The organism is Leifsonia naganoensis, from assembly GCF_013410615.1.
Classification (GTDB): domain Bacteria; phylum Actinomycetota; class Actinomycetes; order Actinomycetales; family Microbacteriaceae; genus Leifsonia; species Leifsonia aquatica.
The window spans coordinates 2,356,652-2,382,298 of sequence record NZ_JACCHJ010000001.1; the positions used below are offsets into that span (position 1 = coordinate 2,356,652).

Here is a 25,647-nt window from a genome sequence, read left to right on the forward strand (position 1 = left end):
AACCGGACGTGGTCTCAGCCGGCCAGCTGCGCGAGCGCGTGCCTGCCGATCCCGCCCATGCGGGGGTTGTCGTCCGAGTGGGCGGCGAGGGCCGTGCCCATGGTGACGGCCCAGCCGCGGGCGCGCCGCCAGGTCGCGTCGTCGACGGAGCCGTCGAACGCGGCGCGGAACGCCTCCCGTGCCGGGCCGTCGAAGGTGAGCCAGGCCGTCGCGAGGTCGGTCGCGGGGTCCCCGGCCGTCACGTCGCCGAAGTCGATGACAGCGGCGAGCCCGTCCACGCCGTCCGCGGTGCCGTCGGCCGAGTGGAGCACGAGGTTGCCGGGGTGGAGGTCGCCGTGCAGCCAGAGCGCCTGGCCGTCCCAGACGGGTGCGGCCAGCGCGTCCTCCCACGCCGCGGTGAGCGCGGTCGTGTCGAGGCGTGCGGCGAGCAGGGCGATGCGTTCGCGGACGGCGGCGTCGCGGGTTGCGAGCGGGACGCCGCGCACCGGATTGACCGGGGCGTCATCGGGCGCGGGGATGTGCAGGGCGCGCACGAACGCGGCGAGCGGCTCTGCGACCACCGCTCGGGCGGAGGCATCGACCGAGGCGCCGTCGACACCCTCCAGCCACCGGATGATGCTCCAGGGCCACGGGAAGATCGCGCTCGGCACTCCGACGCGGACGGGCGCGGGGACGGGCACCGCGACCCGTTCGGCGATCGCGCCGAGCACCTGCTGCTCGTGCTCGATCAGGTGTGCCGCCACCTCCCGGCGTGGCACGCGGACCGCGAAGTCGTCGCCGAGGCGGAAGATGCGGTTGTCCCAGCCGTCGGAGACCAGCCGGAGCGGCCCCGCGAGGTCCGGGTGCTGCTCGGCGATCATGCGGCCGACCAGGTCGGCGTCGGCGGAGATGTCCGCAACAGGGGTCGAGGCGTGAGTCACGCGCTCGACGCTAACAGACACGCCCGCGAGACGTGACTCGTCGTGGGTGCGGGCGCGTCCGCACCCGCAACGAGTCACCTCTCGCGGGCGAACCCGGGTTCAGGACCGGGCGAGCAGGGTGAGGGTGTCCACCACGCGGTTGGAGAAGCCCCACTCGTTGTCGTACCAGGCGACGACCTTCACGTGCGTGCCGTCGACGCGGGTGAGCGCCGAGTCGAAGATCGACGACGCCGGCTGGCCGGTGATGTCGCTCGACACCAGCGGGTCCTCCGAGTACTCGAGGATGCCGGCGAGCGGCCCCTCGGCGGCGGCGCGGTAGGCGGCGAGCACCTCGTCGCGGGTGACCTCGCGCGCGACGGTCGTGTTGAGCTCGACGATGGAACCGACCGGCACGGGAACGCGGATGGAGTCGCCCGACAGCTTGCCGTCGAGGCCGGGGAGCACGAGGCCGATCGCCTTGGCGGCGCCGGTCGTGGTCGGCACGATGTTCACGCCGGCGGCACGGGCACGGCGCGGGTCGCGGTGCGGGCCGTCCTGCAGGTTCTGCTCCTGCGTGTAGGCGTGCACCGTGGTCATGAAGCCGTGCTCGATGCCGGCGAGGTCGTCGAGCACCTTGGCGAGCGGCGCGAGGGCGTTCGTGGTGCAGGAGGCGTTGGAGACGATGGTGTGCGACGCCGGGTCGTACTCGTCGGTGTTCACGCCGTAGGCGAGCGTCACGTCGGCGCCGTCGGAGGGGGCGCTCACGAGCACGCGCTTCGCGCCGGCGCGGAGGTGCGCGCGGGCCGCGTCGGCCGAGGTGAAGCGGCCGGTGGCCTCCAGCACGATCTCGACGCCGAGGTCGGCCCACGGCAGGTTCTCGGGGTCGCGCTCGGCGAGCACCTCGATGCGCTGCCCGTCGACGACGAGGGTGCTGCCGTCGACCTCGACCGTGCGGCCGAGGCGGCCGAGGGAACTGTCGAAGCGGAGCAGCTGCGCGAGGGCGTCGGGCGCGGTCAGGTCGTTGACGGCGACGACCTCGAGGTCGGTGTCGCGCTCGAGGAGGGCGCGGAGGGTGTTGCGGCCGATGCGGCCGAAGCCGTTGATGGCGATGCGGGTCATGGGGTGGTTCCTTTCGTTCCCGGTCCGCCATCCATGCTCCGTCGCCCCGCACAGAGCCGAAAGTGGCTCCCACGACAGTGCACGCAAGCATCGCGCCAGCGTGTGTGCCACCCCTCGCGAGGATCCCGCCAGGCGCGTCAGGCCGAGAACGTGTGGCGGTACTCCGTCGGGGAGGTGCCCAGGATGCGGTGGAAGTGCAGGCGCAGGTTCGACCCCGTCCCGAGCCCGACCCGGTGCGCGATCTGCTCGACGCCGAGGTCGCTGCGCTCCAGCAGCTCCCGCGCCAGGTCGACGCGCGCGCGGAGCACCCACTGCATCGGCGTGTAGCCGGTGTCCTCGACGAAGCGCCGCGAGAAGGTCCGCTCCGAGACGTTCGCGTTGCGCGCGAGCTCGGCCAGGGTGAGCGGTCCGCCGAGCCGCCCCAGCGCCCACTCGCGGGTCTCGGCGAACAGGTCGCCGAGCGGCTCCGGCACGCTGCGCGGCACGTACTGCGCCTGGCCGCCGCTGCGGTACGGCGCGGCGACCAGCCGCCGCGCGACGTGGTTGGACAGCCCGACCCCGTGGTCGCGGCGCACCAGGTGCAGGCAGAGGTCGATCCCCGAGGCGGCGCCCGCCGAGGTCAGCACGTCGCCCTCGTCGACGAACAGCACGTTCTCGTCCACGCGGATGAGGGGATGCCGTTCGGCGAGGGCCCGCGTGTAGTGCCAGTGCGTGGTCGCCCGGCGGCCGTCGAGCAGTCCGGTGGCCGCGAGGGCGAAGGCGCCGGTGGAGATCGCGGCCAGGCGGGCACCGCGTTCGTGCGCCCGGCGGAGTGCCGCGACGACGGCGGCGGGAGGCTCCGTGCTCGCCGGTTCGCGGTATCCCGGGACGAAGACCGTGTCGGCGCGCTCGAGCGCGTCCAGCCCTTCGGCCACGTGGTACGAGAGCCCGTCGCCTCCGGTGACGAGCCCCGGCTCCGCGCCGCAGACGCGCACCTCGTACGGCATGCTCGGCCGGTGCGCGAACACCTGCGACGGGATGCCGACGTCGAGCGGCTTCGCGCCCTCCAGCACGAGGACGGCGACGCGGTGGTCCCGGGCGGTCATCGGAGCTCCTTCCGCGGGCTCGAGGAGACGCCCGCGCGCCGGAGTCTAGCCGAGGCCGGGAGGCGTCTCACGGCGCTTCGCCGGTCGCAGCTCGCTGACGATCACGCCGGCCACGATGAGCCCGGCCCCGGCGATCGCGATGGGGGGCAGCCGGTCGCCGGCGATGCGGCCGATGACACCGGCCCAGACAGGCTCGCCCGCGTAGATGATGGTCGCCCTGGTCGGGGAGACCGAGCGCTGGGCCCAGTTCATCGTGAGCTGGATGACGCAGCTCGCGACGCCGAGCCCGACGCCGGGCAGCAGCCACGCCCATGAGAACGCGGGTGCGGCCTCCCCGACGATCGGCATGGCGAGGAACCCGGCCCCTCCCGCCACCAGCAGCTGCACGATCGTGACCCGGCCCACGTCGACCGATTTCGCGAACAGCCCGATCAGCAGGATCTCGGCCGCGATCGGCAGCGTGCTCACCAGGGTGGCGATCTCGCCGGGGCCGAGCCCGATGGTCAGCGCGTCCGGTCCGGCGAGCAGCAGCAGTCCGACGAAGGCGAGGCCGACGCCGGCGAGGGTGAGCGGCCGCGGCGCCCGGCGGAGCACCAGCCATTGGAGCAGAGGGACGAGCGGCACGTACAGAGCGGTGATGAAGGCGGAGGTGCTGCTGCTGATCGTCTGCAAGCCCATCGTCTGGAGCCCGTAGCCGAGCGCGATGGAGACGCCGATCGCCGCTCCTGCGCCGATGTCGCGCCAGCGCATCCCGCGCACCGATCGGTGGAAGATCACGAGCCCGAGCAGCCCGGCGACCGCGAAGCGCAGCCCGACGAAGAACCACGGCCCGCTGTGCGCCATCGCCAGGTGCACGATGAGGAACGTCGACCCCCAGAGGGCCGTGATCGCGAGGAGCGCGCCCTCCTGCCGGCTGACGGCGAAGCGCCGTCGTGCGGGGTCGCGGGTCCGATCCGGTGTGTGCAGCATCCTGCACATCCTATGGTGCAGAATGATGCACATGCCAGAACACGGCGCCGACGTCCTCGCCCATGTCGCCGGGAACCTCCGCCGCCTGCGCCAGGAGCGCGGCCTCAGCCAGGCCGCGCTCGCCGAGCGGTCCGGGATCAGCCGCCGCACGATCATCAACCTGGAGGCGGGGGAGGCCAACATCAGCCTCTCGGGCCTCGACCGGGTCGCCGACGCGCTCGACACCGACTTCGTCACGCTCGTCGCGGAGCCGTCCGCACTGCCGACGGCCGTGAACGCGGTCGCCTGGCGCGGCGCCTCGGCGGAGAGCGTCGCCGCGCTCGTGGGCGCGGTCCCCGCCCGGACGGACGCCCAGCTCTGGACGTGGGCGCTGGCCGCGGGCGAACGCTACGACGCCGAGCCCGACCCGGCCGGCTGGCACGAGATCGTCTTCGTCACCGCCGGGAGGCTGCGGATCGAGCGCGAGGACGGCGTCTCCGAGCTCGGTGTCGACGAGCACGCCATCTACTCCAGTGCGCAGCGGTACTCGTATGCGGCCGTCGGGGCGGAGACCGCGCGGTTCGTGCGGCTCGTCGTCTCCTGACCCTCGAATCGGCGAAAGCGTCCGCGTCGCCCACGATTGATGCGCGATCGGTGCGTGAAAGTCGATAAGAAGGCGCAAAATGTGCGTCCATCACCGCACTCCTGCTCATTCCGTGTGAAAGCATGGTCCGCGGAGGTCCCATGAACACCCAGTCCCCGCTGTCCGCCGACCGGATGCACGCCGTCACCCCCGAGACCCGCGACCTCGTCGACCTCGTGCTCGACTACTCGCGTCGCCGCATCCTGAGCACCGACACCCCGCTCGACAAGCCGCTGCCCGAGCACGAGCTGCGCCGCCTCGCCGGCCAGACCGTCTCCGAGAGCGGGATGGGCGCCGAGCGCGCGCTCGCCGTCTTCGAGCACGTGCTCGCCCCCGCCTGCATCACCACCGACCACCCGCAGTACCTGTCGTTCATCCCGACCGCGCCGACGAAGGCCGCGACCGCGTTCGACCTCGTCGTCTCGGCCAGCGCCGTCTACGGCGGATCGTGGCTGGAGGGGTCGGGCGCCGTGTACGCCGAGAACCAGGTGCTCTCCTGGCTGGCCGCCGAGTTCGGCCTCCCGGCGACCGCGGGCGGCGTGTTCGTGCAGGGCGGGACGCTGGGCAACCTGTCCGCGCTCGTCGCTGCGCGCGACCACGCCCGGGCCGAGGGCCGCTCCCCGTCGGACCGCTGGGTGATCGTCTGCAGCGCGGAGGCGCACTCCTCCGTCGCGTCGGCGGCGCGGGTGATGGATGTGGATGTCGTCCCGGTCTCGCCGGGCGAGTCCGGCGTCCTGACCGGCGAGGCCGTCCGCGCCGCGCTGGAGGAGTACGGCGACGCGGTCTTCGCCGTCGTCGCGACCGGCGGCTCCACGAACTTCGGCATCGTCGACGACATCGCCTCCATCGCCGCGCTCAAGGGCGAGTTCCCCTTCTGGCTCCACATCGACGGCGCCTACGGCCTGGCCGGGATGCTGTCACCGGTCGCGCGTCCGCGGTTCGCCGGTGTCGAGCACGCCGACTCGGTGATCGTCGACCCGCACAAGTGGCTCTTCGCGCCGTTCGACGCCTGCGCCCTGATCTACCGCGACCCGCAGGCCGGCCGCCGCGCGCACACGCAGCACGCCGAATACCTCGACACCCTGACGGACGCCGCCGAGTGGAGCCCGTCCGACTACGCGATCCACCTCACCCGCCGTGCGCGCGGACTCCCGTTCTGGTTCTCGCTCGCGAGCCACGGCGCAGCCGCGTACCGGGATGCCGTCACGGCCTCCCTGCGCCTCGCCGAGAGGATCGCGGCCGAGATCGAACGGCGCGACGGCTTCCGGCTCGTCCGCAAGCCGCAGCTCTCCGTCGTCGTGTTCGAGCGCGACGGCTGGACCCGCGAGGACTACGCCCTCTGGTCGGCTCGCCTGCTGGACGAGCAGCGCGCGTTCGTCACTCCGAGCTCGCACGCGGGCCGCCCGAACACGCGGTTCGCCATCCTGAACCCGCTGACGACCTTCGAAGACCTGGTCGCCATCCTCGACACCATGTGAGGCCCCCGAGACGTGAGTAGTCGTGGGTGCGGAGGCCTCCCCGCCCACAAGAAGTCACGTCTCGCGGCTCAGCACTGCCCGAACGCGAAGGAGCCCCGCACCGGAATGGTGCGGGGCTCCTGTCGTTCAGGGTGACGTCAGAGCTGGTCCGACTCGCCGGTCCGGCGGGTCACACGCTCGCCCGTCGTGGGGTCCACAGCCGTGCGCGTCGTCGCCACGCTTCGGCGGCGGCGCGACAGCAGCACGATCCCGAGGATGATGCCGACGGCGCCGGCGATCATCAGGATGTAGCCCACGAGGTGCAGATCGATCCAGTCGACCTGGACGTTCAGGGCGAACGCCAGGATCGCACCGATGACGAGCAGGACGATGCCTGTACCGAGGCTCATGCGACGTCTCCGATCAGACCCGGCGACTGCCGGTCAGCATGCGCACGAGCCAGACGATCACCGCCAGCACGAGCAGGATGATGCCGACCCACAGCAGGAAGTTCAGCGACTGGACGAAGCCTCCGGTGAGCAGCAGGACGATCGCGATGATCGCGATGATGATGAGCAGGATGTTCATGGAGAGTGTCCTTTCCTTGACGCACACCATCGAACAACTGTTTCGGTTGCCTAGTAATCCCCTTGACTGCGACGTCTTTCGGGTCTAACCCTCGCGCGATCGGCCGAGATGCGATCGACGGTCTCGCGCATCCGCGTCAGGAACCGCGTGACCGTCTCGGCCTCGTCGGGACTCAGCTCGGCGGAGGCGGCGGCCAGCTGCGCGTTGGCCTCGGCCAGCAGCGGTCCCGTCTCGCCGAGGGCGGCGCGCGTCGGGAGGAGGGTGATCGAGCGGCCGTCCGTCATGCTGCGGCGGCGCTCGACGAAGCCGCCGCCCTCCAGCCGGTCGATGAGCGCGGTCGTGGAGGCGCTGGAGATCCCGAGATACCGGCTCAGGTCCTTCGCCGCGGTCGGGCGGCCCGCGGCCGTGTTGTCGAGGATGAGCCGCAGGGCCAGGAGGTCGTTGTCGCCCATGCCCATCGCGGCACCCGTGCGGCGCCGCATCGCCGCCTCCGCCGCGCGGTACACCTGCAGCGCCTCGAGCACGCCGGTGTCCGGCCGGGGTGTCTCGCCCCTGACGCCTGCCGCCTGCTGCTCCCGATCTCCCACGCTCCCCAGCCAGGCCCTCATCCGACGCCGGTTCAAGGGCCCCGGTCGCGATTCTGAGCGTATTCACGGTGGGGAATGGGATCGGGCCCACCCGCTGCCTGGAGTCTCGGCTGTGCGTATGCTCGCACGGTGGATCCGCTACTCGACCGGTACGAGCTGCGCGACCGGCTCGGTCGCGGCGGCATGGCGACCGTCCATCGCGCTTACGACCGGCAGCTCGGCCGGTTCGTCGCGATCAAGCTCTTCCCCGCGGGGACGGCCGCCGACGACACCCGGCGCCGCGGGGAGGCGACCGCGCTCGCGCGCCTGTCGCACCCCCATCTCGTCACGCTGTTCGACGCGCACCTCGCGGGCGACGGCGAGACGACCCCGAGCTTCCTGGTGATGGAGCTGGTCGACGGGCAGGACCTCCGGTCGCGGCTCGACGAGGGTCCGCTCCCGCCGGAGCAAGTCGCGACCCTGACCGCGGACGTGGCGGAGGCGCTCGCCGTCGTGCACGGCGCCGGGATGGTGCACCGCGACCTCAAGCCGGCCAACATCCTCCTGGCGACCTCGAGCGTGCCGGGGCGTGCGCCGATCGTGAAGCTCGCCGACTTCGGCATCGCGCACCTCCTCGGAGCCGACCGCGTGACGACGGCCGGGACCGTCATCGGCACCGCGGGCTATCTCAGCCCCGAGCAGTTGCGCGGAGCCGACCCCGGCCCAGCGGCCGACGTGTACGCCTTCGGCCTCGTCGTGCTGGAAGCCCTCACGGGCGTGCGGCAGTATCCGGGGACGCCGGTGGAGGCGGTCGCCGCTCGTGCGGCGCACGATCCGTCCGTGCCGGCCGACCTGCCCGACGGATGGCGCGGGATGCTGCTGGCGATGACCAGCGCGGACCCGGACCTCCGGCCGACCGCCGCCGAGGTCGCCACGATGGCGGCGGTGATGGGGCCGGAGCTGGCCGGGTGGGTGCCGGCGGTGGAGGCGGAGGGCGTGCCGACCGTGGCGATGCCCGCCGGGAACGCTGAGCCCGGCGGACCCGGCGCGACCGCGCCGACACAGCCGGTTGCCGCTCCTCCGCGCCGGCGCCGCCGTCTCGCGACCGTCCTCGTCGTGGCGGGTGCCGCCGTCGTCGTGGCGGGCGCGCTCGCTCTCGGCGCGCTCCTGGCACCCGGAGGGGAGACGGCCGACACCGGCCCGACGCCGCGGCCCACGCCGAGCGTGCAGATGCCGCCGCAGACCGTCGCCCCCGCCGTCGTCCCGACTCCCGCGCCTGCTCCCGCGCAGGAGACGACCGCCCCGGACGACGGGAAGACGGGCAGCGGGAACGGGAACAACGGGAACGGCAAGGGCAACGGGAACGGCAACAAGGGGAAGGGCAAGGGCTGACCCGCCCGCTCGCCGCGCGGCCTCCCGCGTTTCCGGCGTGTGACGTTTCCGTCCCGCATGTTACGAGTTGCCGCGTTTCGGCTCCCGGCTGCCGCCGCTCCGGTAGGAAGGGAGGGTGATGGTTCTCACTCTCCTCGCCTGGGCGATCGTGGCCGTGTGCCTGGTCGTGCTGGTGGAGGTCGTGCTGCGGGATGTCGCCGACCGCTGACCCCACCGGGTACGGTCGAGGCAACGAGAGGACCTGAATGAGCATCGCCGCGATCGTCGTCAACCCTGTGAAGGTCGACGAGCCCGCCCTCCGAGCCGCGCTGAGCGCCGCCGAGGAGCGCTGGGGCTGGGAGCCGACCCTCTGGCTGGAGACGACCGAGGAGGACCCCGGCGCCGGCCAGACCCGGGAGGCGCTCGAGCGCGGGGTGGATGTGGTGATCGCGGCCGGTGGTGACGGCACCGTCCGCACGGTCGCCGAGGCACTCCGCGGGCACGGCACCCCGCTGGCCCTGCTGCCCTCCGGCACCGGCAACCTCCTGGCCCGCAACCTCGGCCTCACCCTCGACGACGTGGAGAACGCGCTCGACAGCGCCTTCGGCGGCGACGACCGCCCGATCGACGTCGGCGTCGCCGAGCTGCGCGACGCCTCCGGGAAGACGAGCGAGCACGCCTACCTCGTCATGGCCGGCTTCGGGATCGACGCCCAGATGATCGCAGCGACCGACGACGACCTCAAGGCCAAGGCCGGCTGGCTGGCCTACGTGAAGGCGATCGGCACCGTGCTGCGGGACAAGAACGAGCTGCGGCTGCGCTACAGCCTCGATGGCGGCCGCGTGCACTCCGTGCGTGCGCACACCGTGATCGTCGGCAACTGCGGCTCGCTTCCCGCCAACATCCTCCTGCTCCCTGACGCGGCGGTGGACGACGGGGAGTTCGACATCGTCGTGCTGCGGCCCGAGGGGTTCTTCGGCTGGGTGCAGATCGTCGCGAAGGTGTTCTGGGAGAACGGCGTGCTGCGCCGCACCAGCGCGGGCCGGCGCCTGATGGGCTCCGGTCACGAGATCCAGGCGATGAACTACCTGAAGGGCAAGGAGCTCGTCCTCCGCCTCGACCGACCAGAGCCCGTCGACCTCGACGGTGACCTGTTCGGCGAGGTGACCGCGATGCGCACGCGGATCGACCCGCTGAGCCTGACCGTCAGGGTGCCGTCGGACCGGGAGCCTGCGGCGCGGTGACGATCCGGACGAGCGCGGCCCGGAGCGCGGCCGGGTCGTCGACCTCCGGGAAGACCTCGTCCTCCAGTCCGCGCACCTGTTCGAACGCCGCGCGGCCGGCAGGGGTGATCGCGAGTACGTGACGCCGCCGGTCCGACGCGTCGGGCTCGCGCGTGACGAGTCCCTCGCGTTCGAGTCGGTCGACGGTGCGCGACATGGTCTGCGCCTCCACCTGGGCGATGCGGGCGAGGTCGGCCTGCGAGACGACCCCGAGTTCCAGCATGTGCAGCACGATCAGCCCCGCGTGGGTCAGGCCGCGCGCGTCGAGCGCCTCGGCCCAGGCCCGTTCGACGGCGCGGGAGGCGGCGCCGAGCAGCCGGCCGAGCGGCCAGTTCTCGGGTCGCTGCTGATCCTCCTCGGCGCGTGCGTCCATCGCCTCAGAATACTGAGGCGAGCGCCTCGGTGATCGCGTCACGGGCCTGGTCGTCGCTGATCGTGGCCGTGCCGTCGCCCGGCTGGAGGCCGTAGTCGCCGAACTGGCCGTGCGTCATCCCCGGGACCTCCACGAAGGTGGCGTCGGAGGGCAGCAGATGCGCCGCATCCTTGATCTTCGCGGGAGTGCTGAGGCCGTCGTTCCCGCCGCCGATCGAGAGCACGTCGAGGTCGGTCGTCGAGAGGTCGTTCGCGCAGTAGCTGCCGAACAGGATGAGCCGGCTGACCGCTTTGTCGTCGGCCAGCTGGCAGGCGCGCACTCCGCCGAGCGAGTGGCCGCCGACCGCCCAATCGGTCACGCCCGGCGCGAGGCTCGTGAAGGTGCTCAGCGGGCGCGTGTCGAAGAAGGCGAGGTTGAGCGTCGGCTTGGTGATGACGACCGTCAGCCCCGTCTCGGCCACCGCGCCCGAGAGCTTGTAGAGGTAGGCGTACGGGTCGACGCGCGCGCCCGGGATGAACACCAGACCCTCGCCGGACGCCTCGCCCGTCGGCGCCATGACGACCGCGTCGCCCGCATCCCGGATCTGCACCGCCGGATCCGTCCACGCCGCGATCGCTGCGGGTCGCTCGCCCATCATCGGCGTGTTCGCCCAACCGAGAACCCCGACCACGACGAGCACCAACACGGCCGCGACCCAGCTCGCGATGATCCCGATCCGCTTTCCCATGCCCCCACCCTACGCCGGATGCTCAGCTAGCTGACTACCTCGGGGCGCGCGCTTCCGCGAGGGGTGAGTTGTTGCGGGTAAAGCGCCCGGAATACCCGCAACTACTCGCACTTCGCGAGATGCGGGAGGCGTGCGTGTGGATGAGTTCCTGCGAGGGGTGAGTAGTTGCGGGTAACGCACCCCGAATACCCGCAACTACTCTCACCTCGCGAGATGCGGACGCTCCGCTCAGTCGGTGCCGGAGTCGAAGGCGGCGCCTTCGGAGCTGGCGTCGATCTCGCGGGAGAGGGCGTCGTCGGTCTCGTCGACGTCGAGCTCCAGGATGGCGCGGGCGCTGCCGGCCTCCAGAGTTCCGACGAGCTCGGCGGTCGGGCCGCCGATGAGGCCGGAGGCCGCGTACTGCTCGAGGCGCGAACGCGAGTCGGCGATGTCGAGGTTGCGCATGGTCAGCTGGCCGATGCGGTCGGCCGGGCCGAACGCGGCGTTGCCGACGCGCTCCATCGACAGCTTGTCCGGGTGGTAGCTGAGCGCCGGGCCCGTGGTGTCGAGGATCGTGTAGTCGTCGCCGCGACGCAGGCGGAGGGTGACCTCGCCCGTGATCGCGGAGCCGACCCAGCGCTGCAGGGACTCGCGCAGCATGAGCGACTGCGGGTCGAGCCAGCGGCCCTCGTACATCAGGCGGCCGAGGCGGCGGCCCTCGTTGTGGTAGTTGGCGACCGTGTCCTCGTTGTGGATGGCGTTGAGGAGGCGCTCGTACGCGATGTGCAGGAGGGCCATGCCCGGCGCCTCGTAGATGCCGCGGCTCTTGGCCTCGATGATCCGGTTCTCGATCTGGTCGGACGCGCCGAGGCCGTGTCGGCCTCCGATCGCGTTCGCCTCGAGCACGAGGGCGACGGCGTCGCTGAACTCGACGCCGTTGAGCGCGACCGGACGGCCCCCGTCGAAGCGCACGGACACCGTCTCGGGCACGACCTCGACGTCTTCGCGCCAGGCGGCGACGCCCATGATCGGGTCGACGATGTCGAGACCGGCATCGAGCTCCTCGAGCCGCTTGGCCTCGTGCGTCGCACCCCAGATGTTCGCGTCGGTCGAGTACGCCTTCTCGGTGGCGTCGCGGTACGGGAAGCCGCGGGCGACGAGCCACTCGCTCATCTCCTTGCGGCCGCCGAGCTCCTCGACGAACGCGGAGTCGAGCCAGGGCTTGTAGATGCGCAGGCGCGGGTTGGCGACGAGGCCGTAGCGGTAGAACCGCTCGATGTCGTTGCCCTTGTAGGTGGAGCCGTCGCCCCAGATCTCGACGCCGTCCTCCATCATCGCGCGCACCAGCATGATGCCGGTGACCGCGCGACCGAGGGGGGTGGTGTTGAAGTACGTCTTGCCACCGGAGCGGATGTGGAACGCGCCGCACTGGAGGGCGATCAGGCCCTCCTCGACGAGCGCGGCCTTCGCGTCGACCAGGCGTGCGATCTCGGCGCCGTACTCGTGGGCGCGGCCGGGGACCTCGCCGATGTTCGGCTCGTCGTACTGCCCGATGTCGGCGGTGTAGGTGCAGGGGATCGCACCCTTCTCGCGCATCCAGGCGACCGCGCAGGAGGTGTCGAGACCTCCCGAGAACGCGATGCCGACTCGTTCACCGACCGGGAGACTGCTCAAGACTTTGGACACGCGCTCCAGTTTAGTGGGGCGTGCTGCGGGCGGGCGCGTCGAGGCCGGGGTGGACGCCCGCGGGGTACCCGGACGTCGCCGCCAGCTTCGTGAGGGTCGCGATCAGGGCGGTGCGCTCGGCCTCGTCGAGCGCGGCGAGCGTGGTCCGCTCCAGCTCGTCGGCGAGCGTATCGCCGGCGACGAGCACCTCGCGAGCGGCGGGCGTCAGGTGGATGGCGTAGGCGCGGCGGTCGTCCGGGTGCCGGCGCCGCTCGACCAGGCCCCGCGCCTCCAGGTCGTCGATCATCCCGACCATGGAGTTGCGGTGCAGCCCGAGCGCGGTGGCGAGCTCCTGCTGCGTGCGGCCCTCCTGGTGGGAGAGGTGGGCGAGGACCCCGAAGCGGTTGGGGGTGATCCCGAGCGGCGCGAGCGCGGCGGTGAAGCGCTGGGCGCTCTGGAGGCCGAGCTGCGAGAGCAGGAAGCTGGCGCGCGTCTCGAGCGCGGGGATGTCGGCGGGCGGCATCCCGACATCGTACCAACCAGTGATTGCACGGTGTTGTGATCATCACTTACTATGACGATATGAGACTCACCATCTTCGGCGCCGGAGGCCGCACGGGACGCCTCCTGGTCGCGCAGGCTCTCGAGCGCGGCGACGCGGTCACGGCGGTGCTGCGCCGCCCGACTCCCGATACGGATCCGCGCGTCGCGGTCCGCGTCATCCCCGACTTCGCCGACACCGCTGCCCTGCGTGCGGCGATCGAGGGCGCCGACGCCGTGCTCTCGGCGATCGGGCCGCGGTCGCGGAAAGACGCACCGGTCGCCGCACCGGCGACGCGGCACATCCTGGCCGCCGAGCCCGCCCGCCTGGTCGTCATCAGCGCCGCACCGGTCGAGCCGCCTCCGGCCGACGACGGCTTCCTCAGCCGGCGCATCGCCCTGCCGCTGATCGGCCGCATCCTGCGCCCCGTCTACGACGACCTGCGCGAGATGGAGGCTGCGCTCCGTGCATCCTCCACGGCCTGGACCGCCCTGCGGCCGCCGATGCTGACCGACCGCGCCGCGACCGGACGCTACCGCACGCGCATCGGCGGCAGCGTCCCGCGCGGCTTCACCGTGTCCCGGGCCGACCTGGCCGCGGGGATGCTGGCGTGCCTCGACCGGCCCGAGACGATCCGGCAGGCGGTCGGCATCGCCGGGTGAGCGCGGCCGCTCCGCCTCCCGGCCGGGCTCGCGCGCTATCCGCGCCCGTCCGCCGCGGGCGCCGGGCACTCGCCGCCCGGCTCCGTGAGCAGCTCGAAGTGCCACAGCTCGTTGGCGTACGCCTGGCAGATCCCCCACTCCGCCCCGAAGCGGTTGAGGAAGTCCATGGCATCCGCTGTCGCGATGTCGACGGCGTCTCCTGCGACGTGGGCGGAGTCGGTGCCGCGCTTGACCCAGCGGGAAGCCTCCTCCTCGCTGCCGTACTGCTGCACGGCCTGCGCGAACAGGGTCTCCTGGTAGCGCTCCGACCGCCAGCCGTCCGCGATCGTGATCTCGGTGCCGCGCTCCGCCGCCGACTCCTGCGCCGCGCGGAGTGCGTCGAGCAGAGCCGGGTCGAGGCGCTGCACGGCGGGCTTGCCGCTGTCGAGGGGGAGGGACGAGCCCTCGGGGATGTACCCGTCGTCGTCGCCCAGCGGCCCGGTCTGCGTCGCGCGCTCGGCGTCGGCAGACGGTCCGGCGGTGGAGGCGGCACATCCGGTGAGGGCGAGGAGGGCGGACAGGGTGAGCGCGGTGCAGAGCAGGCGTCGACGGGGTGCGGGCATGATTCCAGCGTCGCAGCGGCCGGGGGCGCGGTCATCCGCCGCTGGGCGCATCCGTGTCCGTCGAGCGAGGGATCTGATAGAAACGGGGGATCCACGAGGGGGGATCACCATGGGGGAACACCGTCCACTTTCCGTAACCGTCACTGCCGTCGCCGTCGGGCTCGCCGCGGGGGCGCTGGCGCTCGCACTGACCGGCTGCGTGCCGGCGCCGTCGACGCCCGGCTTCGTCGAAGGCACGCCGGGTTCGTCGGCCTCGGGGGCGGCCTCGGCCTCGCCGAACGGTGGCGCTGACGCCGAGGATGCCGTCGCCGACCCGGCACAGCCGTCCACCTGGACCATCGGCTTCGACGCCGTCGGCCCGCTCGTCCTCGGCACGCCGTCGACCGAGCAGCACGAGGTGCTCGCCGCGTTCGAGCCCGAGGTGGCGGGCGACGGCTGCGGCCTCGACTTCGTCTCGACCCCGACGGGCCTGCGCATCGGGACCGGCGAGTCGGCGGCAGATGGGGTCACGTCGATCGTCCTCAACGCCGAGGGCCCGGCCGAGGCGGGCACGGGACCCCGCACGGCGAACGGGATCGGGATCGGCTCTACCATCGACGACCTGGTGACGGCCTACCCCGACGCACGCAAAACCTCCGGCATGGGGGAGGCCCTCATCACGTACGCCGTGACCGACGCCTCCGGACGCTCGATCGTCTTCGGCGCGTGGCGCACCGACCCGGCGATCGCCACCATCCAGGTCGGCACCGGCGACCGCATCACCGCGGAGGGGTGCGGGATCACGGCGTGACCCCCTGACCCCCGCTGCGATTTGTGCCAAATGTCGACAATGGCGCCGCCAAAGTCGACATTTGGCACAAATCTCGTGGGTTGTGGGGTGGGGGAGCGTGCTCAGAGCGCTGGCGTCCGCGGCGGCGCCGTGCGCGCCGGGTGCGCGGCCTCGAAGGCAGCGCCGAGCGCGAGGAGCGCGGCGTCGTCCCACGCGCGGCCGGCGAAGGTGAGCCCCACGGGCATCCCGATGTCGGCCATGGTGCCCATCGGCACGGTGACGGTGGGGATGCCGAGGTGCCGCGGCACGAGGTTGCCGTTCGCGACCCAGACGCCGTTGCGCCAGCCGAGGTCGGCGGAGGCGGGGTTCACGTCCATGTCGGCGGGGCCCACGTCGGCGACGGCGGGGAAGATCACCGCGTCGAGGCCAAGCGCGTCCATCCACTGCTCGAGGTCGACGCGGCGGGTCTCCTCGAGGCCGCGCACACCGTCGGCCAGGTGCGGGATGCTCTCCAGCGTCGCCCCGGGATGTGCGCGCACCCAGCCGGGGTACTCGGCGATGTCGTCGTCGAAGCCCTCGTAGCGGTCGCGCAGTGCACCCGGCGGCTGCGGGAAGATCGTGGCGCCGTCGACCTCGGCGAGCGTGTGGAGGGCGGGGTCGCCGTTGGCCTGCAGGAAGTCCTCCCAGCCCCAGGCCGAGAGGTCGACGATCTCGCTGTGCAGGTACTCCGGCGAGACGAGGCCGCGGGTGAAGACGGTGGGCGCGCCGGGGCGGTCACCCTCGTAGTTGGAGACCACGGGGAAGTCGACCTCGACGACCTCGGCTCCGGCAGCCTCCAGAGCACGCCGCGCCTCCTCCCAGAGCGACAGCACCGAGGGGCGCGTGCGGATGGGCTGCCCCGTCGCGCCGCCGATGCCGCCGTGGCCGGAGGGGCCGCCCGTCCCGGTGCCCGCATCAGGGTCGGCGTCGATGTACATGCGCGGCACGCCGAGCCGCTTGCCCGCGAGGGAGGCGTCGGAGGCGAGCGCGGGATACGACGCCGGGCGTAGCTCCGACGCCGGCGGGATGGCGACCCACGGCTGCACGCGCCAGAAGTCGCCGCGGGTCTCGGCGTCGTCGGCGACGATCACGTCGAGCACCTCGAGCAGGTCGGCCATGCTGCGGGTGTGCGGCACGACGACATCCATCGTCGGCACGAGCGGCCAGTTGCCGCGCACCGAGATGACGCCGCGGGACGGGGTGTAGGCGCAGAGGGCGTTGTTGGAGGCGGGGGCGCGGCCCGACGACCACGTCTCCTCGCCGAGACCGAACGCGGCGAAGCTCGCGGCGGTCGCGGCGCCAGACCCGTTGGACGAGCCGGAGCCGAACGCGGCGGGCAGGAAGTCGGCGTTGTACGGGCTCTCGGCCCGGCCGTAGACCCCGCGCTGCATGCCGCCGTTCGCCATCGGGGGCATATTGGTCAGGCCGAGCAGAACGGCGCCGCCGGCGCGGAGCCGCTCGATCGTGAAGGCGTCGCGCTGGGCGATGAGGCGCTCGAACGCGGGCGAACCGGCGGCGGCGGTCAGGCCGCGCGCGAGGTAACTGTCCTTGGCGGTGTACGGGATGCCGTCGAGCGGGCCCAGCGTCTCGCCACGGGCGCGACGCTCGTCTGACGCGCGGGCCGCCGCGAGGGCGCCGGGGTCGCGCACGACGACCGCGTTCAGCCGGGGGCCGGCGGTGTCGTAGGCGTCCATCCGGGCGAGGTACGCCTCCACGAGTTGGACGGAGGTGGTCTCGCCGCGCTCGAGCGCCTCCCCCAGCCGGGCGATGCCCGCCTCGACGACGTCGATGCTCATCGCGCGGTCTCCGCGCCGGGCAGTGCGGGCTGCTGCTGCGTGATGCAGTGGATGCCGCCGCCGCGCTCGAAGATCGGCCGCGCGTCGACCATCGACACCCGGCGGCCGGGGTAGGCGGCCTCGAGGATCTCGGTCGCCTCCGCGTCGGCGCGCGCCTCGCCGAATCCGCAGGCCACCACGCCGTCGTTGACGACGAGGTGGTTCACGTAGCTCCAGTCGACGAAGCCCTCCTCGTCGCGCAGTGTCGCCGGGGCGGGCAGCTCCACGATGTCCCAGGAGCGGCCGGCGGCGTCCGTGGTGTCGGCGAGCAGGGCGCGCAGCTCGCGCGAGACGGCGAAGTCCGGGTGCTCGGGGTCGCGCTGCGTGTGCAGCAGCAGGCGGCCGGGGGAGGGGATGGACGCCACGATGTCGACGTGGCCGTTCGTCCCGAAGTCGTCGTAGTCGCGGGTGAGACCCTGGGGCAGCCAGATGACGTGGGTCGCCCCGATGGTGCGGGCGAGTTCCGCCTCCACGCGCGCCTTGTCGGCGTACTTGTTGCGGCGCGGGTCGAGCTGCACGGTCTCGGTGACCAGCACGGTCCCGTCGCCGTCGACGTGGATGCCGCCGCCCTCGTTCACCAGCAGCGAGCTGATGAGCTCTGCACCGGTGCGCTCGGCGACGAAGCGCGCGATCTCGGCCGACTTCTCCCACTCCGACCACTCCGGGTCGCCCCAGCCGTTGAAGACCCAGTCGACCGCGCCGAGCACGCCGGGTCGCTCGTCGTCGACCACGAAGGTCGGGCCGAAGTCGCGCATCCAGAACTCGTCGAGCGGCGCCTCCACCTGCTCGATGTGCGAGCCGAGCATGCGTGCCGCCCGCTCGCGCTCGCTCGGGTCGACGACCATCGTGACCGGCTCGAACTCGGCGGTCGCGTGCGCGACCGCGGTCCAGGCGGCGTAGGCCTCCTCGGCCGACGCGGCGTCGTCGCCGAGGGTGATGCCGGCGCGCGGGAAGGCCATCCAGGTGCGCTCGTGCGGGGCGGTCTCGGCGGGCATGCGCCAGCTCATGCGAACCTCCATGGGTCGTCGGCGATCATGTTGATCAGTTGATCAATAGATGTCCCGAAAGTACCTATACTGAACCCACCATGTCAAGAGCACCCCGCAAACCGCCCGCCGAGCGCCGCGCTGAGATCGCCGAGGCCGCGCGGGAATTGGCGCTCGACGACGGGCTCGCGGCGGTCACCCTGCGCGGGGTCGCCTCCCGCGCCGGCGTCACGCCCGCGCTCGTGGCCCACTACCATCCGGCGATGGATGAGCTGGTCGCCGCGACGTTCGCCGCAGCGGTCTCGCCCGAGGTGGCGGAGGTGCGCGCCCTGGTCGAGGCTCAGCGCGGGCCGGTCGCGCGCGTGGCCGCCCTGCTGCGCACCCTGCTCGACGGCTCGCGCGACGACGTGACCACCGTGTGGGTCGAGGCGTTCGCGCTCGGCCGCCGCAACGACCGGCTGGCCGAGACCGTCCGCGGCCAGATGGACGCGTGGCAGACCCTCATCCAGGAGGTCGTGGCGGAGGGCGCCGGCTCCGGCGCCTTCACCGTCGCCGACCCTGCGGCGGTGGCGTGGCAGCTGCTCGGCGCGATCGACGGGCTCAACGCGCAGGGCCTCGTGCGCTGGGGCGCCGCCGGCGACCGCTACCCGCTGCTCGCGCCCGCGGCCGAAGGGATGCTGGGCCTGGCCCGGGGAGCGCTGGCCGCGCCTCCGCCCGCGCCTGCGCCCGCGCCTGCCACCTCCACTTCCGCCGAGGTGTGAGTAGTTGCGGGTGACAGGCACCGGATACCCGCAACTACTCACACCTCGCGGCGGCCGTCAGCCCAGGTGCGCGAGCAGCTCGGCCAGGAACTCGTCCGGCTTCTCGATGTGCGGGGAGTGGCCGCAGTCGTCGAAGACGACCTCGCGGGCGCTGCCTCCGTTCGCCGCGTAGCGGTCGAGCACCGAGCGGATCTGCGCGAGCATCGGCTGCGGCGGCGCCACCGCCTCCCCCGGCCAGCCTGGGATGATGCCGGCCACGCCGAGCTGGTTGAGGTCGAAGAAGGAGGCGTCGCCGACGATCGCGTCGAGCGCGCCGTGGATCCACAGCACCGGCGGCTTCTCGGGCAGGTCGACGATCGCGGAGGTGTCGAAATACGTGGGCGCCATGGTGTTCAGCACGCCGCGGGTGCCGGGAGCGAAGCCCGGCCAGTTCTCCGAGCCGGTGGCGTCACCGGGGTAGTTGTCCTCGCCGGTGGCGGTGCTGAGCATCGACTCCACCCAGAGGTCCTCGTGCTCGCTCTCGAAGCCCGGCGCCACGTATGACGACCGGTAGACGGCGCGCGGGGAGGTCGGGGCATCCTCGCCGTTGTCGCCCGCGGCGAGCCGCGCGACGAAGTCGGGGTTCGCACCGCCCCCTCCCGTGCCCGACGCGTCGGCGTTGAGCAGGCTCCCGTCGGCGCCCGTCCCGCCGAAGCCGTAGGGGGAGACGGTCGAGACCAGGGTGAGACTGCGTACGAGGTCGGGGCGGTCGAGCAGCAGCTGCATCGCGACCCCGCCGCCCATGCTCCAGCCCACCAGGTGCACGGGACCGAGGGCGAGCGCGTCGGCGACCGCCGCGACATCGTCGGAGAAATCGCGCACGCCGCGGGTCGCATCCACGGGCAGCGTCTCGGAATCGCCGAAGCCGCGCAGGTCGACGGCCAGGGCGCGCACGCCGTGCGGGAGGGCGAGCATCAGCGGCTGCCAGAAGAGCGACGACGAGACGTTGCCGTGCACGAACAGCACGGTCGCCTGCGCCGCGCCCGACGACGGGCGTTCGAGCACGTTGGCGGAGAGGCGGTCGGTGGGCACGCGGCGGGCGGCGATGCCCGCGAGCAGGGTTCCGGTCATGGGTTCTCCTCGGTTCGGGTGTGGGAGGGTTCGGGGGTGTTCAGCTCGGCGGCGCGAGCAGGGGGAGCACCTGGCGCACCCCCTCCTCGGTCATGACGATCGTGTAGTGGTTGACGTCGCCGGCCTCGTGCACGCGCAGCTGCGGCAGCCTCCCGGACCATTCCGCGACGACCGCCGGGTCGTAGAGCGGGTCGGCGTCGAGCAGGCCGCGCGGGGCGCGGATGAACGAGATCGGCAGGGTCAGTCCGGCCAGGGCCTCCGCGTATCCCGCGCCGCCGTCCATCTCGAGGGCGTTCACCGCCACGGCGTCCTCGCTCGCGCTCGACCGCAGCTCGGGCGGCTCTCCGGCCAGGTCGTAGTCGACGTAGCGCTCGATGGCGTCGTTCCACCACGGGCCGATCGCGGGATGCGCGCGCCAGAAGGCGCGGTACTCGTCCGCCGAGGCGAACCGCATCCGGAGTCGCTGGAGCGCCGGGCCGAGCACGAGCGCGGGCAGGTCTTCAGGGGCGATGCCCGCGGGCAGGGCGAGGGGGAGGCCTCCATCGAGCAGGACGAGCCGCTCGATGCGGTCGGGATGCCGCTCGGCGAACCGCACGGCCACGAACGCGCCCATCGAGTGGCCGGCGACCGGCGCGCGGTCGACGCCGAGCGCATCCAGCACCCGGGCGACGTCGTCGGCGTGCGCCGTGAGCTCGTACGGCCCGGGGAGGCCGGAGCTGCGGCCGCGGCCGCGCAGATCCGGCGCGATCAGCCGCGTGCCGGGGAGGGCCGCGGCGACCAGCTCCCAGGCGCGGTGACTGGCGGTGATCCCGTGGATGCCGACCAGCGTCGAGGCCGCCCCCTCCGGGTTCCAGATGCCGCCGGCGAGCTCGCCGCCCGCGACGGGAGCTGCGAACGCGCGGTACCCGCTCACCGGGCGCTCCATCCGCCGTCCATCGTGTAGCTCGCGCCGGTGACCATGCGCGAGTCCTCGCCCGCGAGCCACAGCGCCAGGCTCGCCACCTCCGTCGGCTCGACCAGCTGCTTGATCGCCGACTCGGTCAGCATGACCTTCTCGACGACCTCCGCCTCCGGGATGCCGTGCAAACGAGCCTGGTCGGCGACCTGCTTCTCGACCAGCGGCGTGCGCACGTAGCCCGGGTTGATGCAGTTGGAGGTGACACCGTGCGGTCCGCCCTCGAGCGCGGTCACCTTCGACAGCCCTTCGAGACCGTGCTTGGCGGCGACGTAGGCCGACTTGTACTCGGACGCGCGGAGGCCGTGCACGCTCGAGATGTTGATCACGCGCCCGAAGCCGCGCTCGTACATCCCGGGCAGCGCGGCGCGCACGAGCAGGAACGGCGCCTCCAGCATGATCGTCAGCAGCAGCCGGAACTTCTCCGGCTCGAACTCCTCGATCGGCCGCACGTGCTGGATGCCTGCGTTGTTCACGAGGATGTCGACGTCGAGGTGGAGGTCGCCCAGCGCGTCCGTCTGCGAGAGGTCGACCTCCCACGCGTCGCCGCCGATGCGCTCGGCCACCGAGCGGGCGGCCTCCCCGTTCAGATCGGCGATGGTGACGTGGGCGCCCGCCGCGGCGAACGCCTCCGCACAGGCCAGGCCGATGCCGCTGGCACCGCCGGTGACGAGGGCCCTGCGGCCCGAGAGATCGGTCACGACGATGCTCCTCCCGGCGGGCGCGCACGGCCCTGGCCGCACTCTAACGCCGGGGGCGGCGCGAGCGGAAGGGCACGCGCTCGACCTACGGGCGGTGCGGCATCTGCAGCTGCCGGACGGGGCGACCCGTGGAGCCGGGCATCGCGACGAAGACCTGGGCGCCGACGGTGATCAGGGCGATGCGCGCTCGCTTGGCGTCCCGGGGCGTCACGCCGGCGGCTCGCGCGAGTTCCTCAGCGCCGAGGGTGACGCGTCCGGTCGGCCCGGCGTTCTCGGCTTCCGCGCGCGCGACCGCGACCACGGTGCCGGCCGGCAGGTCGCGGCTCCGGAGGGCATCCGCGATCTCGGGATCGCTCACGCGGCGCTCGACGGCGCCGAGCCAGTCGCTCGCGCTCGTGAAGACCAGATGGGGCACGGCAGCATCCTGGCACGGCCGGTCGCGGAAGCGAATGCCCGACCGTGTGCGGAACCGCTACGCGTACCGCAGCCCGATGCGCTCCCGGATGGCGTCCATGCTCCCCATGATCTCGACGGACTGCGAGAGCGGCATGCGCGGGTCCTCGCCGCCGCCGGCCGCGATGAGCCGTTCGATCGCCTGCGCCTGGTACTGCATCCCGCGCCCGGTGATGGTCGCCTCGAACCGCTCGATGACGTTGTCCTCGGGGTCGAGCACCCGGAACGCGCCGGGTGAGAAGAAGAAGGCGTCGATCTCGATGCGGCCGTCGGTGCCGATGACCGTGGCGGTGTTGCTGCCGCGGGCATCCAGCTCGGTGGTCAGCACGGCTTGCGCGCCGCTCTCGTAGGAGAACAGGATGGCCGTCTGCCGGTCGACGCCGGTCGCCGTCGGCGTGGAGATGGCCTGCACGCCCGAGGGGGCGCCGAGCACATCCCACGCGAACGAGACCGGGTAGATGCCCAGGTCGAGCAGGGCGCCCCCGCCCAGCTCCGGGTTCAGCATGCGGCCGGACGGGTCGGCGCTGGCCTTCTGCGAGTGGTGGGCGATGACCGCGCGCACCTCGCCGATCGTGCCGTCGGCGATCACCTCGTGCATCCGCTGCATGTGGGGGAGCCAGCGCGTCCACATGGCCTCGAGCGCGACGAGCCCGCGGGTGCGCGCCGCCTCGGCGATCGCCTCCGCCTCGGCGCGGTCCATCGTGAACGGCTTCTCGACGAGCACGTGCTTGCCGGCCTCGAGCGCGAGCAGCGCGTTCGGCGCGTGCTGCGGGTGCGGGGTCGCGACGTAGACGACGTCGACCTGCGGATCGGCGACCAGCTCCTCGTAGCTGCCGTGCGAGCGCGGGATGCCGTGGGCGGCGGCGAAGCGCGCGGCCGACGACGACGTGCGCGAGCCGACGGCGACGACCTCGTGGCCGTGCAGCTGCAGGTCGGAGGTCATGGCGGCGGCGATGCCGCCGGTGCCGAGGATTCCCCAGGTGGTCATTCGTGTTCCTCTCGCGGGTCGCAACTCTCCGGCCATGCTATCGGCGGGGTGGGCGCCCGCGGCCGGGATTCGCCTTGAACCGCATGGCCCACTGTGCGAGGGTGGCAGGGTCGTGAAAGCCCCCGGTCGTGTCGTCCCGCAGTTCGTGGTCGCGGCCGTGCTCACCCTGCTGCCGGTCGCGGCGGCGATCGTCACGGTGTCGAGGTGGACGCATCCCGCCCCGAGCATCCCGGTGCACTGGACGACCTCCCACGCCGACAATTACATGGACGCGACGACGGTCTGCTGGAGCGGGCTCGCGCTGTCGCTCGTGTGCGCCGTCATCGCCGCCTTCTGCGCCGCGTTGGTCCGCAGCGACAGCGGCCGGTGGGGGAGCGCGGCGGGATTCGGTGCTCTCGCCGCGGTCGGCTGTGCGGCGACGCTGCTGTGGCCCGTCGGCCAGCTGACCGCCGCGGCGAACACGGCCGGCGACCCGATCGGGCCGGCGTTCCTGCTCTTCCTGATCGCGCTCGGCTGGAGCGCGCTGGTGTTCGGGATCTGCGCGACCCGGCGCGCCGATCCCGCGCCGGATCCCGCCACCACCCCGGATCCGGATCACGACGCCATCCCGCACCCCGCTCCCTAAGATCGGGTTCGGGGGCGCGACCGTGTCGATCCGCGGGCTCGCCGTTCGACCTCGGTGTGGAAGGCGGGAAGAGCCTTCCCCGACACAAGGAGCACACGATGGCCAAGTACATGCTGATCATGCGATCGACCGACGAGGCGTTCGCCAACTTTGCGAACCTCGACTTCGCCGACATCCTGGACGCGATGGGCCGGTTCAACGACGAGCTCATCCGCGCGGGCGTGCTGCTCGCCGCCGAGGGCCTCGACCCGGCGCCCGGGATCGTCGTCGACTTCACCGGTGACGAGCCCGTCGTCACCGACGGCCCCTACGGCGAGACGAAGGAGCTGTTCAACGGCTACTACGTGCTCGACGTCGCGTCGGCCGAGGAGGCCGCGGAGTGGGCGAAGCGGATGCCGTACATGAGCGGTTCGAAGGCCGAGATCCGCCGCGTGACCACGATCGACGAGTTCCCGCAGGACAACGAGTGGGTCGCCAAGGAGCGCGCCTGGCGCGAGTCCACCGGCCAGCTCTGAGCCCGGCGGGTCCGGTCGGGTGAGCGAGGCGAGACGCGCCGTCGAGGCGGCCCTGGACGGCGCGGCGGAGGAGGCGGCCGGTGACTGAAGCGAGACGCGCCGTCGAGGCGGTGTGGAGGATGGAGTCCGCCCGCATCGTCGGCGCCCTCGCGCGCTACACCGGCGACTTCGCGCTCGCGGAGGACGTCGCGCAGGAGGCGCTCGCCGAGGCCATCGTCGGCTGGGAGACCGGAGGCGTCCCCACGCAGCCGGTGAACTGGCTGCTTGCGGTGGGCCGGCGCCGCGCGATCGATGCCTTCCGGCGCCGGTCGGGGCGGGACGAGCGGTACGCGCTCCTCGCCCGCGATCTGGACGAGGAGGCGCCCGGCGTCGACGCCCTGTTCGACCCGGACGCGATCGACGACGATGTGCTCGCGCTCATGTTCACCGCGTGCCACCCGGTCGTCTCGAAGGAGGCGCGGGTCGCGCTGACCCTGCGGGTCGTGGGCGGCCTCACGACCGACGAGATCGCCAAGGCCTTCTTCGTGCCGGTCGCCACCGTGCAGGCGCGGATCACGCGGGCCAAGAAGACCATCGCGGCCGCGCACATCCCCTTCGCCGTGCCGGAGCCGCAGGAGCGCGGGGAGCGGCTCGGGTCGGTGCTGAGCGTCATCTACCTGATCTTCACCGAGGGGTCGTCGGCGACCGGCGGCGACTCGTGGATGCGCGCCGACCTCGCCGCCGAAGCTCTGCGGCTGGCGCGCGTGCTCACCCGACTCGCGCCGGGGCCCGAGGTCTACGGCCTCCTGGCGCTGCTGGAGCTGACCTCTGCGCGGTTCCCGGCCCGACTCGACGCCGAGGGCCGGCCAGTGCTGCTGGAGGATCAGGACCGGCACCGCTGGGACCACTCCGCGATCCGGCGCGGGCGCGCGGCGCTGGCGATGTCCGCCACGGCCGGCCGCGGGCTCGGGTCCTACGGCCTGCAGGCGGCGATCGCCGAGTGCCACGCGGTCGCGCCGTCCGTGGCGGAGACGGACTGGGACCGCATCGTGCTGCTCTACGAGGCGCTCGGGCGGCTGGCGCCGTCGCCGGTGGTCGACCTCAACCGGGCCGTCGCCGTCGCGATGGCGACCGGGCCGGCGGACGGGCTCGCCGTCGTCGACGAGCTGATCGGGCGCGGTGAGCTGCCGGGCTCCCACCTCGTTCCGGCCGTGCGGGCCGAGCTGCTCGCGCGGATGGGGCGCGGAGCCGAGGCTGCCGGGCAGTACCGCCTCGCGGCCTCCCTCTGCGCGAACGCCGCCGAGCGCGCCGTGCTCGAGGCCAAGGCCGCCGCAGCCTCCTGAGCCGCCCCCGCCTCCTGAGGCGCCCCGAGTACGCGAATTGTCCGCGTACTCGACGGATCCGCCCCCATTTTCTGCGTACT

The 25,647-nt window shown here is 72.7% G+C and carries 29 protein-coding genes; 10 read left to right on the top strand and 19 right to left on the bottom strand.

Translation table 11 applies throughout. The features are described from left to right. Positions 1-14 precede the first annotated feature (14 nt). The 4 genes from HNR14_RS11375 to HNR14_RS11390 form a co-directional block, all read right to left on the bottom strand. Positions 15-920, bottom strand: a complete 906-nt coding sequence (locus HNR14_RS11375; RefSeq protein WP_343064467.1) for an aminoglycoside phosphotransferase family protein — start codon at positions 918-920, stop codon at positions 15-17. Between the two features lie 99 nt (positions 921-1,019). Further along, on the bottom strand, positions 1,020-2,018 hold the full coding sequence (gap, locus tag HNR14_RS11380) for a type I glyceraldehyde-3-phosphate dehydrogenase (protein WP_179701137.1): 999 nt from the start codon (positions 2,016-2,018) through the stop codon (positions 1,020-1,022). Positions 2,019-2,155: 137 nt separating this feature from the next. After that, positions 2,156-3,103 (bottom strand): GlxA family transcriptional regulator, encoded by a 948-nt coding sequence (locus HNR14_RS11385; protein WP_179701138.1) that lies wholly within the window; start codon positions 3,101-3,103, stop codon positions 2,156-2,158. A gap of 45 nt (positions 3,104-3,148) precedes the next feature. Continuing rightward, positions 3,149-4,072 (bottom strand): DMT family transporter, encoded by a 924-nt coding sequence (locus HNR14_RS11390; RefSeq protein WP_179701139.1) that lies wholly within the window; start codon positions 4,070-4,072, stop codon positions 3,149-3,151. A gap of 31 nt (positions 4,073-4,103) precedes the next feature. On the opposite strand from HNR14_RS11390, the gene HNR14_RS11395 reads away from it, so the two are divergent. Both HNR14_RS11395 and HNR14_RS11400 read left to right on the top strand, forming a co-directional pair. Continuing rightward, positions 4,104-4,655 (top strand): XRE family transcriptional regulator, encoded by a 552-nt coding sequence (locus tag HNR14_RS11395; RefSeq protein WP_246311560.1) that lies wholly within the window; start codon positions 4,104-4,106, stop codon positions 4,653-4,655. A gap of 122 nt (positions 4,656-4,777) precedes the next feature. Further along, entirely contained in the window at positions 4,778-6,172 is a 1,395-nt protein-coding gene (locus HNR14_RS11400; protein ID WP_425485029.1) for a pyridoxal phosphate-dependent decarboxylase family protein, read from the top strand. A gap of 137 nt (positions 6,173-6,309) precedes the next feature. Here HNR14_RS11400 and HNR14_RS11405 read toward each other — a convergent pair whose 3' ends face one another. The 3 genes from HNR14_RS11405 to HNR14_RS11415 are packed head-to-tail and all read right to left on the bottom strand — an operon-like array spanning position 6,310 to position 7,326. After that, the gene (locus HNR14_RS11405; RefSeq protein WP_021764808.1) at positions 6,310-6,561 is read right to left on the bottom strand and encodes a DUF6458 family protein; all 252 of its coding nucleotides are present in this window, start codon (positions 6,559-6,561) and stop codon (positions 6,310-6,312) included. 13 nt (positions 6,562-6,574) lie between these two features. After that, entirely contained in the window at positions 6,575-6,739 is a 165-nt protein-coding gene (locus tag HNR14_RS11410; RefSeq protein ID WP_169730356.1) for a hypothetical protein, read from the bottom strand. 50 nt (positions 6,740-6,789) lie between these two features. Beyond that, positions 6,790-7,326, bottom strand: coding sequence for a MarR family winged helix-turn-helix transcriptional regulator (locus HNR14_RS11415; protein WP_343064468.1), 537 nt, complete (start codon positions 7,324-7,326; stop codon positions 6,790-6,792). A 129-nt stretch (positions 7,327-7,455) separates the two neighbouring features. Here HNR14_RS11415 and HNR14_RS11420 point away from each other — a divergent pair, with 129 nt between their 5' ends. Both HNR14_RS11420 and HNR14_RS11425 read left to right on the top strand, forming a co-directional pair. Continuing rightward, positions 7,456-8,697 carry a serine/threonine-protein kinase gene (locus HNR14_RS11420; protein WP_343064469.1) on the top strand — a complete coding sequence of 414 codons (1,242 nt, stop codon included), beginning with the start codon at positions 7,456-7,458 and terminating at the stop codon, positions 8,695-8,697. A gap of 245 nt (positions 8,698-8,942) precedes the next feature. After that, on the top strand, positions 8,943-9,920 hold the full coding sequence (locus tag HNR14_RS11425) for a diacylglycerol/lipid kinase family protein (protein ID WP_179701144.1): 978 nt from the start codon (positions 8,943-8,945) through the stop codon (positions 9,918-9,920). Here HNR14_RS11425 and HNR14_RS11430 read toward each other — a convergent pair. From HNR14_RS11430 to HNR14_RS11445, 4 genes are all read right to left on the bottom strand, one after another. After that, complete coding sequence (locus HNR14_RS11430; protein WP_021764617.1) at positions 9,883-10,332, bottom strand: MarR family winged helix-turn-helix transcriptional regulator; 450 nt, start codon at positions 10,330-10,332, stop codon at positions 9,883-9,885. The two genes, HNR14_RS11425 and HNR14_RS11430, sit on opposite strands and share 38 nt — an antisense overlap. A gap of 4 nt (positions 10,333-10,336) precedes the next feature. Then, positions 10,337-11,059 (bottom strand): alpha/beta hydrolase, encoded by a 723-nt coding sequence (locus HNR14_RS11435; RefSeq protein WP_179701145.1) that lies wholly within the window; start codon positions 11,057-11,059, stop codon positions 10,337-10,339. Positions 11,060-11,287: 228 nt separating this feature from the next. Next, positions 11,288-12,724 carry an argininosuccinate synthase gene (argG, locus tag HNR14_RS11440; protein ID WP_039923446.1) on the bottom strand — a complete coding sequence of 479 codons (1,437 nt, stop codon included), beginning with the start codon at positions 12,722-12,724 and terminating at the stop codon, positions 11,288-11,290. 10 nt (positions 12,725-12,734) lie between these two features. Next, positions 12,735-13,226, bottom strand: coding sequence for a MarR family winged helix-turn-helix transcriptional regulator (locus HNR14_RS11445; protein ID WP_179701146.1), 492 nt, complete (start codon positions 13,224-13,226; stop codon positions 12,735-12,737). Positions 13,227-13,285: 59 nt separating this feature from the next. Between HNR14_RS11445 and HNR14_RS11450 the strand changes: the two genes are divergently transcribed. After that, positions 13,286-13,906 carry an NAD(P)-dependent oxidoreductase gene (locus HNR14_RS11450; protein WP_179701147.1) on the top strand — a complete coding sequence of 207 codons (621 nt, stop codon included), beginning with the start codon at positions 13,286-13,288 and terminating at the stop codon, positions 13,904-13,906. Positions 13,907-13,941: 35 nt separating this feature from the next. Here HNR14_RS11450 and HNR14_RS11455 read toward each other — a convergent pair whose 3' ends face one another. Then, positions 13,942-14,508, bottom strand: coding sequence for a M15 family metallopeptidase (locus tag HNR14_RS11455; RefSeq protein WP_179701148.1), 567 nt, complete (start codon positions 14,506-14,508; stop codon positions 13,942-13,944). 109 nt (positions 14,509-14,617) lie between these two features. Here HNR14_RS11455 and HNR14_RS11460 point away from each other — a divergent pair, with 109 nt between their 5' ends. Beyond that, positions 14,618-15,298 (top strand): hypothetical protein, encoded by a 681-nt coding sequence (locus HNR14_RS11460; RefSeq protein ID WP_179701149.1) that lies wholly within the window; start codon positions 14,618-14,620, stop codon positions 15,296-15,298. Positions 15,299-15,399: 101 nt separating this feature from the next. On the opposite strand, the gene HNR14_RS11465 is transcribed toward HNR14_RS11460, so the two are convergent. Next, positions 15,400-17,112, bottom strand: coding sequence for an amidase (locus HNR14_RS11465; RefSeq protein ID WP_179701150.1), 1,713 nt, complete (start codon positions 17,110-17,112; stop codon positions 15,400-15,402). Next, on the bottom strand, positions 17,109-18,158 hold the full coding sequence (locus HNR14_RS11470) for an agmatine deiminase family protein (RefSeq protein ID WP_179701151.1): 1,050 nt from the start codon (positions 18,156-18,158) through the stop codon (positions 17,109-17,111). The genes HNR14_RS11465 and HNR14_RS11470 overlap by 4 nt, the downstream gene beginning before the upstream one ends. 80 nt (positions 18,159-18,238) lie before the next feature. On the opposite strand from HNR14_RS11470, the gene HNR14_RS11475 reads away from it, so the two are divergent. Beyond that, complete coding sequence (locus tag HNR14_RS11475; RefSeq protein ID WP_179701152.1) at positions 18,239-18,898, top strand: TetR/AcrR family transcriptional regulator; 660 nt, start codon at positions 18,239-18,241, stop codon at positions 18,896-18,898. 57 nt (positions 18,899-18,955) lie between these two features. Here the strand turns inward: HNR14_RS11475 and HNR14_RS11480 are convergent, their stop codons facing one another. The 5 genes from HNR14_RS11480 to HNR14_RS11500 form a co-directional block, all read right to left on the bottom strand. After that, positions 18,956-20,008, bottom strand: coding sequence for an alpha/beta fold hydrolase (locus tag HNR14_RS11480; RefSeq protein ID WP_179701153.1), 1,053 nt, complete (start codon positions 20,006-20,008; stop codon positions 18,956-18,958). A 40-nt stretch (positions 20,009-20,048) separates the two neighbouring features. Then, entirely contained in the window at positions 20,049-20,921 is an 873-nt protein-coding gene (locus tag HNR14_RS11485; RefSeq protein ID WP_343064470.1) for an alpha/beta hydrolase, read from the bottom strand. Continuing rightward, a complete protein-coding gene (locus HNR14_RS11490; RefSeq protein ID WP_021764222.1) occupies positions 20,918-21,664 on the bottom strand; it encodes a 3-hydroxybutyrate dehydrogenase in 747 nt (248 codons plus the stop codon). The genes HNR14_RS11485 and HNR14_RS11490 overlap by 4 nt, the downstream gene beginning before the upstream one ends. Positions 21,665-21,749: 85 nt before the next feature. Beyond that, a complete protein-coding gene (locus HNR14_RS11495) occupies positions 21,750-22,079 on the bottom strand; it encodes a hypothetical protein (protein WP_179701155.1) in 330 nt (109 codons plus the stop codon). A gap of 57 nt (positions 22,080-22,136) precedes the next feature. Further along, on the bottom strand, positions 22,137-23,105 hold the full coding sequence (locus tag HNR14_RS11500; protein ID WP_179701156.1) for a Gfo/Idh/MocA family protein: 969 nt from the start codon (positions 23,103-23,105) through the stop codon (positions 22,137-22,139). 112 nt (positions 23,106-23,217) lie between these two features. Here HNR14_RS11500 and HNR14_RS11505 point away from each other — a divergent pair, with 112 nt between their 5' ends. The 3 genes from HNR14_RS11505 to HNR14_RS11515 all read left to right on the top strand — a co-directional run bounded on the left by HNR14_RS11505 (position 23,218) and on the right by HNR14_RS11515 (position 25,567). Continuing rightward, a complete protein-coding gene (locus HNR14_RS11505) occupies positions 23,218-23,730 on the top strand; it encodes a hypothetical protein (RefSeq protein WP_179701157.1) in 513 nt (170 codons plus the stop codon). Positions 23,731-23,828: 98 nt separating this feature from the next. Beyond that, positions 23,829-24,245: a YciI family protein gene (locus HNR14_RS11510; RefSeq protein ID WP_179701158.1), complete on the top strand. Its 417-nt coding sequence runs from the start codon at positions 23,829-23,831 to the stop codon at positions 24,243-24,245. A 119-nt stretch (positions 24,246-24,364) separates the two neighbouring features. Further along, entirely contained in the window at positions 24,365-25,567 is a 1,203-nt protein-coding gene (locus HNR14_RS11515; protein WP_179702634.1) for an RNA polymerase sigma factor, read from the top strand. The last annotated feature ends 80 nt before the right edge of the window (positions 25,568-25,647 follow it).